The 12,399-nt window shown below is 58.1% G+C and carries 8 protein-coding genes; 5 read left to right on the top strand and 3 right to left on the bottom strand.

The genetic code is table 11. The features are described from left to right. Nucleotides 1–5: 5 nt before the first annotated feature. Genes ACFDAU_RS07700 through ACFDAU_RS07690 form a run of 3 tightly spaced genes read left to right on the top strand, consistent with a single transcriptional unit; the run spans nucleotide 6 to nucleotide 4,281 of the window. Nucleotides 6–722, top strand: a complete 717-nt coding sequence (locus ACFDAU_RS07700) for an ABC transporter ATP-binding protein (protein ID WP_124703880.1) — start codon at nucleotides 6–8, stop codon at nucleotides 720–722. Beyond that, nucleotides 719–3,079 carry an ABC transporter permease gene (locus tag ACFDAU_RS07695; RefSeq protein ID WP_413439381.1) on the top strand — a complete coding sequence of 787 codons (2,361 nt, stop codon included), beginning with the start codon at nucleotides 719–721 and terminating at the stop codon, nucleotides 3,077–3,079. The genes ACFDAU_RS07700 and ACFDAU_RS07695 overlap by 4 nt, the downstream gene beginning before the upstream one ends. A 2-nt stretch (nucleotides 3,080–3,081) precedes the next feature. Further along, nucleotides 3,082–4,281 carry an efflux RND transporter periplasmic adaptor subunit gene (locus ACFDAU_RS07690; protein ID WP_413439380.1) on the top strand — a complete coding sequence of 400 codons (1,200 nt, stop codon included), beginning with the start codon at nucleotides 3,082–3,084 and terminating at the stop codon, nucleotides 4,279–4,281. A gap of 14 nt (nucleotides 4,282–4,295) precedes the next feature. Here the strand turns inward: ACFDAU_RS07690 and ACFDAU_RS07685 are convergent, their stop codons facing one another. After that, the gene (locus ACFDAU_RS07685; protein WP_413439379.1) at nucleotides 4,296–4,919 is read right to left on the bottom strand and encodes a phosphoribosyltransferase; all 624 of its coding nucleotides are present in this window, start codon (nucleotides 4,917–4,919) and stop codon (nucleotides 4,296–4,298) included. A gap of 100 nt (nucleotides 4,920–5,019) precedes the next feature. On the opposite strand from ACFDAU_RS07685, the gene mfd reads away from it, so the two are divergent. Together mfd and serB are read left to right on the top strand one after the other, a co-directional pair. Then, the gene (mfd, locus tag ACFDAU_RS07680) at nucleotides 5,020–8,427 is read left to right on the top strand and encodes a transcription-repair coupling factor (protein WP_413439378.1); all 3,408 of its coding nucleotides are present in this window, start codon (nucleotides 5,020–5,022) and stop codon (nucleotides 8,425–8,427) included. A 4-nt stretch (nucleotides 8,428–8,431) separates the two neighbouring features. Continuing rightward, nucleotides 8,432–9,280: a phosphoserine phosphatase SerB gene (serB, locus tag ACFDAU_RS07675; protein ID WP_413439377.1), complete on the top strand. Its 849-nt coding sequence runs from the start codon at nucleotides 8,432–8,434 to the stop codon at nucleotides 9,278–9,280. Nucleotides 9,281–9,335: 55 nt separating this feature from the next. Here serB and ACFDAU_RS07670 read toward each other — a convergent pair whose 3' ends face one another. Together ACFDAU_RS07670 and ACFDAU_RS07665 are read right to left on the bottom strand one after the other, a co-directional pair. Further along, on the bottom strand, nucleotides 9,336–11,444 hold the full coding sequence (locus ACFDAU_RS07670; protein ID WP_413439376.1) for an EAL domain-containing protein: 2,109 nt from the start codon (nucleotides 11,442–11,444) through the stop codon (nucleotides 9,336–9,338). Continuing rightward, nucleotides 11,441–12,280, bottom strand: coding sequence for an ABC transporter substrate-binding protein (locus ACFDAU_RS07665; RefSeq protein WP_413439375.1), 840 nt, complete (start codon nucleotides 12,278–12,280; stop codon nucleotides 11,441–11,443). The genes ACFDAU_RS07670 and ACFDAU_RS07665 overlap by 4 nt, the downstream gene beginning before the upstream one ends. Between the last annotated feature and the right edge of the window lie 119 nt (nucleotides 12,281–12,399).

Here is a 12,399-nt window from a genome sequence, read left to right as displayed (position 1 = left end):
TGAACATGCAGCCAGCACCCCCAGCCGTGTTTGTCGCCCATGGCCTGACCAAAATCTACCGCATGGGCGAAGTCGAGGTTCCGGCGCTGCGCGGAGTGGATCTGGAAATCTATTCCGGCGAATTCGTGGTGTTGCTGGGGCCATCCGGCAGCGGCAAATCGACCCTGCTGAATATTCTTGGCGGCCTCGATACACCTACCAGCGGCGAGGCGCATTGGCGCGACCATGATCTGGCAAAATCCGACGAGCGCGAACTGACCCGCTACCGGCGCGAGCACGTGGGTTTCGTGTTCCAGTTTTACAACCTGATTCCCAGCCTCACCGTACGCGAGAACGTGGCACTGGTAACCGATATATGTCCGCATCCAATGGATGTGGACGAGGCCATCGGCCTGGTGGGCCTGAGTGAACGCGCCAATCATTTTCCTTCCCAGCTTTCCGGCGGCGAACAGCAGCGTGTAGCCATTGCCCGCGCCATCGCGAAACGACCCGATGTGTTGCTTTGCGACGAGCCGACCGGTGCACTGGATTACACAACCGGCAAGGTGGTGCTGGAAGTGATCGCCAGAATCAATCAGGAATTCGGCACCACTGCAGTGGTCATCACCCACAATGCAGCCATCGCAGGCATGGCGGACCGGGTGATGCGGCTTGCTGACGGGCGCATCACCAGCGTCGAACACAATCAGAACAAACTCAGGCCTGCGGAGTTGTCCTGGTGAACCTGCTCGACAAAAAGCTGCTGCGCGATCTCTGGCGCATGCGCAGCCAGGCATTCACCATCGCACTGGTGGTGGCAGCAGGCATTGCCGGTTTCATCGGCTCGCTTTCCACCTACGATTCGATGCAGTGGTCGCGCGCAAGTTATTACGACGCCGCACGCTTCGCCGATGTGTTCGCCGAGTTGAAGCGCGCCCCGAAAGCAATCGAACGCAGGATCGCGGAGATTCCCGGTGTGGCGGATGTGCAAAGCACCGTGCAGTTCGACGTGACGCTAGATATACCCGGCATCGCCGAGCCGGTGGTTGGACGCATGATCGGCCTGCCGGAAGGGGGGCAGCCGCGCTTGAACCGGATATTCATCCGCCAGGGGCGCATGCCGGAAGCCGGGCAAGCGCATGAAGTTGTGGTGTCGGAAGGGTTCGCCAGCGTACGCCATCTCAAACCCGGCGCTACGCTTGCCGCCTTGATCAACGGCAAGCGCGAAACATTGAAGATCGTCGGCATCGGGTTATCGCCGGAGTATGTTTTTGCCACCCGCGGCGGCGCGTTTCCGGACGACCGCGGCTTCGGCGTGCTGTGGATTGACCGTGTCCATCTCGCCACAGCGTTCAACATGGAAGGCGCGTTCAATCATGTCGCGGTAAAGCTTGCGCCGGGCGCTTCCGAACGTGTTGTGATCGATGCGCTTGATCGCCTGCTCGAGCCCTATGGCGGGCTGCATGCGTACGGACGTAGCGACCAGGTATCCAACAAAATCCTGACGCAGGAAATCGGCCAGCAAAAGGTAATGGGCACCACGCTGCCGCTGCCTTTCTTCGGTGTTGCGATATTTCTGCTCAACGTGGTGTTAAGCCGCATTGTTTCCACCCAGCGCGAACAAATCGCTGCGCTCAAGGCACTCGGTTACGGCAATGCAGCGATCGCCACGCATTATCTGAAATTCGTCCTGGTCATTACACTGCTGGGCATCGTCATCGGTGTTTTGGTCGGCGCCTGGTTCGGCCATTACATGACCCGCATGTACACGGATTTTTTTCACTTCCCGCACCTGGCTTACCGCATGCAACCCTGGATCCCTCTGCTCGCGGGTGGCATCAGTCTGCTGGCCGCCGTTGCAGGCGCGCTGAGCACCGTGCACCAAGTCGTGGTGCTGGCGCCGGCGCAGGCGATGCACCCGCCGTCCCCGCCGCGTTACCGGAAAATGCTGCTGGAACGCCTGGGACTGGTGCACTGGCTTTCTCCGGCGGCTCGCATGGTGATCCGCAACATGGAACGGCACCCGCTGCGCGTACTGGTGACCATTTTCGGCATTGCCATCTCGGTGGCGGTCATTTTGTCCGGCACTTTCTGGCGCGATGCGGTGAATTACCTGATCTACGTGCAGTTCGAGGCAGTGCAGCGTGCCGACGCGGAAGTGGTTTTCAATGAGCCGATGGCCGCCCGCGTGCGCCACGAAATCGCGCATGCTCCCGGCGTGCGTGAAACCGAAGTTTCGCGCATTGTGCCGGTGCGGCTGGTGTCGGGCCACCTGTCGTATCGCACCGTGATCCAGGGCATTCCACAGGACGCGCGTCTGCACCGCCTGCTCGACGCGAACTTGCGCAGCGTGCCACTGCCACGTGCTGGAATCCTGCTCACCGACCGCCTGGCGCAGCGCCTCAACGTACATGCCGGCGACACATTATGGGTCGAGTCGCTGGAAAGCACGCGGCGCAAGCGCGAAGTCGTGGTCGCCGGTACAGTAGGGGAGCTGATCGGCCTGTCGGCGTACATGGAGATCGGTGCGCTCAACCGTTTCATGGGCGAGTCCGATGTGGTCTCGGGTATTTCGGTGGCGCTCGACAAAAGCCGTGAGAAAGATTTTTTTGCCTATCTTAAAGGACACCCCAAAATCGCCACCTCGGGGAGCAAGACGGCCATGCTGCAAAGCTTCAAGGAAACCTCGGCAAAAAACGTGTTGTTCTTCACCACGATATTCACTGGCTTCGCTGCAGTGATCGCGTTCGGTGTGGTGTACAACAGCGCGCGCATCGCGCTTGCAGAGCGTGCCTGGGAGCTCGCATCGCTGCGCGTACTGGGCTTCACACGACGCGAAGTTTCTGCCTTTTTACTGGGGGAACTCGCCATCGAAATCGTGCTGGCTATTCCGCTGGGGTTTCCGCTGGGTTACTTCATCGCATGGGGTTTGATACAACTGATGCCGCACGAAACCCTGGTGCTGCCCGTCATTATTCAACCCGACACATATGCCTATGCAGGCATCGCGATTCTGCTGGCGGGCACGGTCAGCGCACTCATCGTGCGCCACCGTGTGGATCGCCTCGACCTGGTCGCCGTACTCAAAACAAGAGAGTGAACATGAATAAAATCTGGATCAAACGTGGTTTGCTGATACTGCTCGGCCTCGCCGCCATAGTAGTGCTGATCTGGGCGTTTCGCCCCCAGCCGGTGGCGGTGCAGGTGGCGCAAGTCACCCGTGGCAGCTTCCAGCAACTGATCGAGGAAGACGGCAAAACCCGGGTACGCGAGCGCTATGTCGTATCCGCACCGGTGGCGGGCAAGTTACAGCGTATTGCGCTCAAGGTCGGCGACGAGGTCAAGCCGGGCATGCTGCTGGGCGTCATCGAACCCGCTGCGCCTGCGCTGCTCGATGCACGCACCGAGCGCGAACTGAGCGCACGGGTCGGTGCGGCCGAGGCGAGCCAGGCACGCGCTGATGCAGGCGTGGCAAGGGCTCAGTCATCCCTGGAAAAATCCCGTGCCGATCTCATGCGTAGCCGAGCCTTGGCCGTCCGCGCTTTTATTTCCCCTGCCCAACTGGAACAGGCTGAACTCGCGGCGCAACTCGCTACCCGCGACCTGGAGGTGGCCAGGCATGCCGCCCGCGCTGCAGGATTCGATACTGCCGCCGCCCGCGCTGCAGTGCTGCGACTGCATAGCGATGGCGGCAAGACGGCAGATCGGCAATGGATGCTGCGCGCTCCTGTTGCCGGACGGGTGCTAAGAGTCATGCAGGAAAATGAGGGTGTGGTCGCCATTGGCACGCCGCTCGTGGAAATCGGCGCGCCGGGCGATCTGGAAGTGGTGGTGGATGTGCTCACCACCGATGCCGTGCAGATCGTGCCAGGTGACGCTGTGCGCATCCAGCGTTGGGGGGGCGGCGAGTCCCTGCAAGGACGCGTGCGCCGGGTCGAACCGTCCGCCTTCACCAAGGTTTCCGCATTGGGCGTGGAGGAGCAGCGCGTCAATGTCATCATTGATCTGACTTCCCCACCGCAACAATGGCAGGCCTTGGGCGACGGCTACCGGGTTGAGACTGGCATCATCATTTTCAATACGCCCGATACGCTGAAGGTGCCGGTGAGCGCGTTATTCCGCAAGGACGGACAGTGGCAGGTATTTGTGATATCTGCGGGCCGTGCCCGATTGCGCAAGGTGGAAATTTCGCGCCAGAATGGCAGCGAAGCGATGGTAAGCAGCGGCTTGCAACGGGGAGAACAGGTTGTCGTATATCCGGGGGATGGCCTGACAGACGACAGCCGCGTGACCGTGCGCTAGTGTACTGTTTCACACTAGCGTCGCAGAATCTCTACCACCTCTTCATCCCCCACCTGCGGGAAATCGCTGTAGAACTGCCCGACTGCCTTAAAGCTGAAGGGGGTTTCCAGACACACCACGTCATCGGCGTATAGCCGTACCCGGTCCACGGTATCCACAGGCGCCACGGGCACCGCGCACACCAGCCTGGCGGGCTTGCGCTCGCGCAAACCGTGCAATGCGGCGATCATGGTGGCGCCGGTGGCCAGGCCATCGTCCACCACGATGACAATACGCCCGGCCGGCTCGATAGGAGGGCGCAATGGGGTATATTCGGCACGCCGGCGGCGTATGGTAGCCAGCTGGCGCTGCTTTTCCTGCTCGATGTATTCCGGCGTAGCACCCGCTGCTGCAGCCGAATCGGACACGTAAGTCCAGCCCGATTCATCCACCGAACCAATGGCGTATTCCGGATTGAACGGTGCAGGCAACTTGCGTACCAGGACCACATCCAGCTCCCCGCCCAGTGCGTCCGCAATGATGCGCCCCATTGGCACGGCGCCGCGCGGGATCGCCAGTACCAGCGGATGCATGTCCTGGTATTGGGAAAGTGCCTCCGCCAGTTGATATGCGGCCTGGTTACGGTCAGTAAACGGCATGTCTTACCCCTGAAAAAGATGAACCATCACTTTTCAGCATAGTCCTGCCAGCGGTTATTTCCAGCACGAAAAGTTATAATGCGTTCATTTGCGATCCCACATGCTTTTCAATCAGCCGCTTCCCTCACCTGGTCAACGCGCTCGTCTGCAGCCAATCACCGGCTCTGCCGATGCGCTGGCGCTGGCTGAACTGGCCGGACAAGCGCGCTCGCTGGTGGTGCTCACTGCGAATGCGCTGGATGCCCAGCGACTGCTGGAGGAAATTCGCTGGTTCGCGCCGGGCCTGCAAGTCAATCTGTTGCCGGACTGGGAAACGCTGCCTTATGACCATTTTTCGCCGCATCAGGATCTGGTTTCCGAACGCCTGGCCACGCTTTACCAGATTTCTCAAAGCCAGTGCGACGTCGCCATCGTACCGGTAACCACGGCGCTGTACCGACTGGCGCCCCCTGCCTATCTTGGCGCTTATACGTTTTTTCTCAAACAAGGCCAGACGCTGGATTTGAATGCGCTGCGCGGGCAGATGACGCTGGCCGGCTACACCGCAGTGAGTCAGGTAATTTCCCCCGGCGAATACAGCGTGCGCGGCGGGTTGCTGGATTTGTTCCCGATGGGCAGCCCGTTGCCCTACCGCATCGACTTGTTCGGCGATGAAATCGAGACCATCCGTACCTTCGACGTGGATACCCAGCGCAGCATTTACCCGGTAAATGAAATCCGCCTGCTGCCAGCACGCGAATTTCCTCTGGATGAAGCCGGCATTGCGCGCTTCCGCGAGGGGTTCCGCGACCGCTTCGAAGGCGACGCTTCCAAACGCCAGCTCTACAAGGACGTGAGCAACGGCCTGGCACCCGCGGGTATCGAGTATTATCTGCCGCTGTTTTTCGATACCACCGCCAGCCTGTTCGATTATTTGCCGGGCAATGCCCTGCTCTGCCTGCACGGCGATGTGGAGGCCGCCGCGCAGGATTTCTGGCGCGACACCGAATCGCGCTACAAGCTGCTGCGCGGCGATCCGCAGCGGCCCTTGTTGCCGCCTGCCGACCTGTTTCTTTCGGTCGATGCGCTGTTCGGCGGGCTGAAGGGCTATCCGCGCGTTGAGCTCAGCCGGGGCGACACCGAAGGCGGGAACACGCGCCCGCTGCCCAAGCTGGAAGTCGAGCGCCGCGCCGATGACCCCCTGCACCGCGTCAAGGATTTCATCAGCCACTTTTCCGGCCGGGTGGTGCTGCTGGCGGAGAGCCTGGGACGGCGCGAAACCATGGCGCAGTATTTCGCCGAATACGGGCTCAAGCCGGCGCTGTGCGAGGATTACCAAAGCTGCACGGCACAGGCTGCCCATCTGTTGCTGGGCGTTGCTCCGTTGGGCCACGGCTTCATTCTTGAAGCCGATAGTCCCACCGCCTTCGTTACCGAAACCGAACTGTACGCCACCACGGTACGTACGCGCAGCCGCGACAGCGGACGTCGCAGCCAGGTGGACAGCATGCTGCGCGACCTGTCCGAGGTCAAGGTGGGCGACCCGGTGGTGCATGCCGACCACGGCATCGGACGCTATCTTGGCTTGGTGAGCATGGATATGGGGGAAGGCGAGACGGAATTCTTGCTGCTGCAATACGCGGGTGACGACAAACTCTATGTGCCGGTATCGCAACTGCATCTGATCGGGCGTTACAGTGGCGCATCGCCCGAATCGGTGCCCCTGTCCAAGCTCGGTAGCGGACAGTGGGAAAAAGCCAAACGCCGTGCCATGCAGCAGGCCCGCGACACTGCTGCCGAGTTGCTCAACCTGTATGCGCGGCGCGCGGCGCGCGCGGGCCACGCCTTCACGCTTAAACCGCATGATTACGAGGCCTTTGCCGAAGGCTTCGGTTTTGAAGAAACACCCGACCAGGCCGCTGCAATTCATGCGGTGATTACCGACTTGTGCACCGCCAAACCGATGGATCGGCTGGTATGCGGCGATGTGGGTTTCGGCAAAACCGAGGTCGCGTTGCGCGCCGCTTTTGTGGCGCTGATGGATGGCCGCCAGGTCGCTGTGCTGGTCCCCACTACCTTGCTCGCCGAGCAGCATTTCCAGACTTTTTCCGACCGGTTTTCCGACTGGCCGGTGAAAATCGCCGAGCTGTCGCGCTTCCGCTCCACCAAGGAAATCACCCATGCACTGGCCGGCCTGGCAGATGGCAAGATCGACATCGTCATCGGCACCCATAAGCTGCTGCAGAAGGATGTGGTGTTCAAAAACCTCGGTCTGGTCATCATCGACGAGGAACACCGCTTCGGCGTGCGTCAGAAAGAACAGATGAAGGTGCTGCGCGCCGAAGTGGACGTGCTGACGCTGACCGCCACGCCGATCCCGCGCACGCTGGCCATGTCACTGGAGGGCATCCGCGATTTTTCGGTGATCGCTACCGCGCCGCAGAAGCGCCTGGCGATTAAGACTTTCGTGTCGCGCTACTCGGATGGCGTGATCCGCGAAGCGGTGCTGCGCGAATTGAAACGCGGCGGCCAGGTGTATTTCCTGCACAACGAGGTAGAAACCATCCTCAACATGGAAGCCAGGCTCGCCAAACTGTTGCCCGAAGCACGCATCCGCGTCGCCCATGGCCAGATGCCGGAACGCGAGCTGGAACATGTGATGCGCGATTTCCACCAGCAACGCGTCAATGTACTGTTGTGCACCACCATCATCGAAACCGGGATTGATATTCCCACCGCCAATACCATCATCATGAACCGTGCCGACAAGTTCGGACTGGCGCAGCTGCACCAGTTGCGCGGCCGGGTCGGACGCTCGCACCATCAGGCCTACGCTTATCTGCTGACGCCGGAGGAAGAGGCGCTCACCTCCTCCGCCAAAAAACGCCTGGAAGCCTTGCAGATGATGGAAGAACTGGGCGCGGGCTTTTATCTCGCCATGCATGATCTGGAAATACGCGGCGCCGGCGAGGTGCTGGGCGATTCGCAAAGCGGCAGCATGCAGGAGATCGGCTTCAGCCTGTACAACGACATGCTTAACCATGCCGTGGCAGCGCTGAAAAAGGGCATCGAGCCGGACATGAACCAGCCGCTCGGGATAACCACTGAAATCAATCTGCATACCCCTGCCCTGCTGCCCGACAGCTATTGCGGCGACATCCACGAACGGCTGGTGCTGTACAAACGCTTCGCCAACTGCAGCAATAGCGACGAGCTGGACGACCTGCACGCCGAGCTGGTGGACCGTTTCGGCCTGCTGCCGGAACCGGCGCAGGCGCTGCAGGAATCGCATCGCCTGCGTCTGCTCGCCAAGCCGCTGGGCATAGCCAAGCTGGATGCCTCCACAGATGCGATCAGCATCCAGTTCGTGCCCAACCCGCCGATCAATCCGGCGCGGATTATTGAATTGATCCAGACCCGGCGCAATTTCAAGCTGGCCGGCCCGGACAAGCTGCGCGTAACGGTCTCATCGCCGACCTTGGCAAACCGCGTGGAAAATATTAGAAAATTATTTAAAGAGTTATCTTAATATCATGAATTATAATTTGATTATTCAGGCAACACACATTGCGACCCAATCCCTGAAACAGCTCGCCAAGCTTAGCGGCGCACATGAAATTCAGGCTATTTCCCAGCAGGCGTTCCGCCTGGCGGGCGCGAATCCGGATAGCCAGGTCGCTGTGGCCGATTTTTGCAACGAGGCCGCTCTGGACTATGGCTTTGTCCCATCCACGCGTCGGCCGAGTGATTTCGGACTGGTGGTGATGGATATGGATTCCACCCTAATCACGATCGAATGCATCGACGAGATTGCCGACATGATAGGCGTCAAGCCGCAAGTCGCGCAGATTACCGAAGCCGCCATGCGCGGTGAGATCGATTTTTCCGAGAGCCTCACCCGGCGCGTGGCGTTGCTGGCGGGACTCGATCAAGCCGCATTGCAACGCGTGTATGACGAACGCCTGCAACTCTCACCGGGCGCGGAAAAAATGCTCGGCAAATTGAAACAGCACAACATCAAGACGCTGCTGGTATCCGGCGGCTTCACATTTTTCACCGAGCGCCTGCAGGCACGGCTCGGGCTGGATTACACTGCGGCCAATACACTGGAAGTCGTTGCAGGCAAACTGAGCGGGCGCGTGTTGGGACAGATTATTGACGCCCAGGGCAAGGCCAATTGGCTCAATCGCATCCGTAACGAGTTGGGGCTGGCATATGAACAGGTCGTAGCGATTGGTGATGGTGCCAACGACCTGAAAATGATGAGCGAAGCAGGAATATCCATTGCTTACCACGCCAAACCAGTGGTGCAGACTCAGGCTAGCTATGCAGTGAATTTCAATGGGCTGGATGCAGTCATTCCTATACTTGGTATTCAGTAACAGGCATTCAATTTAACGGTACCACCCGATAACGCCACGTCAAATACCTTGCCGATCAGGCTTTACACAAAGCTTCGGCATTTTCGGGTTTGTGTATCCAGTTCCCTTGTACAAAATCCACGCCGATTTCTTTCAGTTTTAACAATACGCGCTCACTGTCCACAAATTCGGCAATCGTCAACAAACCCATTTGATGCCCGATCTTGTTGATGGCTTCGACCATTGCCAGATCGATGGCATCGTCCGCCATATCCTTGATAAAGGCACCATCGATTTTCAGATAATCCACATTCAAATTTTTCAGATAATTGAGTGATGACAGTCCGCTTCCAAAATCATCCAGAGCAAAGCGGCAACCGAGCAATTTGAGTTCTTGGATAAATGTATTTGCCGCACCGAGATTGGTGATGGCGGCAGTTTCGGTAATTTCTATGCACAAGGTTTGTGCCAGTGCCGGATTGTCTACAAGATGCGATTTCAGATATTGCACGAAGCCGGCATCGCACAGTGATGCGCCCGACACGTTGACTGCCCAGGTTTGCAGTTCACAGCCATCTGGAGCGACATAGGCCTCGCATAGCCTGAAGCTATTTTCCATTACCCATCGATCCAGCATCGGCATCAAATGATAACGTTCGGCCGCCGGGATAAACGCCATGGGCAGAATGCATTGACCCGATTCGTCTATCATGCGTAGCAATAACTCCACATGCAGGCCCTGTTCCTGCTTCTGCAGAGGCTGGATCTGCTGAAAATAGAGTTGCAACCGGTTTTCTGCGATGGCCTGTTGAATACGATTGACCCATTGCATTTCGCCACGACGCTGGGCCAGTTCACTATCCTGCATCTGATATAAATGGACGCGGTTGCGACCATGATCCTTGGCAGCGTAACAGGCAGCATCCGCCGAGGTGAGCAGGCTGACCACGTTGTCGCTTTCGTGGTTGATCATGACAATACCGATACTGACTCCTACCATGAAGTTTTTTTCGCCCACACTGAAACGGAAATCTTCCACCGTTTTCCGCATGATTTCAGCCAACTCCAGCGCTTTATCCTGAGGACAGTTTTCCAACAACAGGCCGAATTCATCCCCCCCCAGACGCGCCAGGGTATCGCGTTCGCGGACTTCCTGTTGCAAATGTAGGGTCAGCTGGCGTAATAGTTCATCGCCTGCCACATGACCACAACTGTCATTGACGATCTTGAACTGGTCAAGATCCATGTAACACAGTGCATGCTCTCTATCCTGGTGTTGCGCACTGAACAAGGCGCGTTTCAGCCTGACTTCGAATTCGCGCCGGTTAATCAGGCCAGTTAGCATATCGTGGCTAGCCTGATAGCTGAGCTTGGCGGTGGCCTGCAGAATCTGCTCCTGCAAGTTGTCATGCGCCCGGTGCAACTTGCTTACCATGCCGTTGATGCCATCTTCCAGGATACGGAATTCATCATCATTGCCACCCAGCTTCACGCGCACATCCAGATAACCCCTGCCGATTTTGTCCACAGCACTGGCCAGCTTCATAATCGGAACGGTAATCTCCCGTCCCAAGCGTAGTGCCAGCAAAGCCGTGGCAATGAGCGCGGCAATGGTCAGCAGGGCGGCACTGCGCAGCACCTCATTCTGACGTTCCATGGTGGCTTTACGGGACAACTCTATAGCCACGTATCCCAATGGCGCCGCGTTCACAGGCTGGATGACTGGCGATGGTGTTGAAGTCAGCGCGAAATCATCAACCTGTACTTCCGTCTGCCGGATAGGCATCCGGAAAAATAACACGTTGGATCGAGTGGCCACGGTAACAATATTGTTCTGGCTCGAAACAGGGATATCGCCAGGTTGAATACCGGCCAGTTTGCTCTGTTTAAGGCTGTTGCTGGCCAGTACATTACCGCCGCGATCCATGATATACACTGAGATAACATCGGGCTCAGCAAGCGCTGAATCAGCCAGGCGCTGCAGTATCTGGTTATTCCCGGAAAACACGCCGTATTCGCATGCGGGTGCCAGGTGACGGGCAATGGCCAGTCCGCGTGCGCGTAGCGCCTGGTCCAGATCAGTAATACGCGACAGCGTGAAAAAATAGCCTAGAGATAATGCAAGTAATGTGGCAGGCAGAAGAGCCAGCAACAAAACCCGTCGGCGTATGCTTGATTTCATCATTGCTCCTGTTCCCTGCGCTGCAACGCCGTTTGCAACTCAATCTCGCCCGGCACGGAAATATTCAATGAGCGCGCCACCTGCTGGTTAATGCTCACGGTAAAATATTTCGGGTACTGCGGCGCAGGTAAATCACCGGTATCGAGGTAGCGTAATGCCACTTCGGCAGCGTGATAACCAATCTGCTGAGGCTTTGAATACAGCGCCATAATTGCGCCGGCACGTACCAGTGCCTGCGAGTAGCCAATCAATGGGACATGATAGCGATAAGACGTAAGCAGCACGCCCTGAATATCATTTTTGTTATATAGCAAGGCATCCGGCAGCACCAGCAGCATATCGCTGGCTCCCAGCAAATGCTCCAAAGCGGGGATGATTTCACTTGCATTGGGTATCAATTCACCCGTCACCAGGACTTTTTGCAATCTGGCTGATGCCAATAACGCCTCCAGCTTTTGCCGGTTTTGCTCACGCAATAACACGCCTATTCTCCGACGTTCCGGAAAAGCCATGCGTATCATGGCCAGTTGGCGTGAATAGGGTTGATCAAGGTAAATGGCACTCATTGATCTGCGTGCCTCATTGGCTGGCACGGCTAATGCGTCGAAGCCGTCTTTGGGTACCAGCACGGCCAGGATAGGCACGCGGGTATTCAGGGCAAGCGCTGCCCGGGTGGCTTTCATTCCGACGCTTACCAGCAAGCGCGGGTTTGCAGACACCGCACTTTCGGCGTGCTCTAGAGATGTTTCAATGACGACCTTAACGGCAGGGCGTGCATGCTGCAGTTGCGCACGAAAACCCTCTGCAACTTCCTGGTAAGGCGGACTGTTGTCGCTCATCAACACGAGCACGCCTGTTGCCCAGGAAGGTGCGCAGAAAACCAAACTTGTGGCTAACACCAATACGAGTCGGTACAGGAGTAACCAGCTCCAGCGTATAGTCGCGTCGGAGCTGGAAA

The organism is Sulfuriferula sp. GW1 (assembly GCF_047300855.1).
Lineage (GTDB): Bacteria > Pseudomonadota > Gammaproteobacteria > Burkholderiales > Sulfuriferulaceae > Sulfuriferula.
Note: the sequence above shows the minus strand (reverse complement) of the source record. Positions and strands in the feature narration are given on the sequence as shown.

Excerpts from the sequence above, each read along its gene's own strand:
- ACFDAU_RS07700 (WP_124703880.1), top strand. The coding sequence starts at position 6 with ATGCAGCCAGCACCCCCAGCCGTGTTTGTCGCCCATGGCCTGACCAAA.
- ACFDAU_RS07690 (WP_413439380.1), top strand. The coding sequence starts at position 3,082 with ATGAATAAAATCTGGATCAAACGTGGTTTGCTGATACTGCTCGGCCTC.
- ACFDAU_RS07685 (WP_413439379.1), bottom strand. The coding sequence starts at position 4,919 with ATGCCGTTTACTGACCGTAACCAGGCCGCATATCAACTGGCGGAGGCA.
- mfd (WP_413439378.1), top strand. The coding sequence starts at position 5,020 with ATGCTTTTCAATCAGCCGCTTCCCTCACCTGGTCAACGCGCTCGTCTG.
- serB (WP_413439377.1), top strand. The coding sequence starts at position 8,432 with ATGAATTATAATTTGATTATTCAGGCAACACACATTGCGACCCAATCC.
- ACFDAU_RS07670 (WP_413439376.1), bottom strand. The coding sequence starts at position 11,444 with ATGATGAAATCAAGCATACGCCGACGGGTTTTGTTGCTGGCTCTTCTG.
- ACFDAU_RS07665 (WP_413439375.1), bottom strand. The coding sequence starts at position 12,280 with ATGAGCGACAACAGTCCGCCTTACCAGGAAGTTGCAGAGGGTTTTCGT.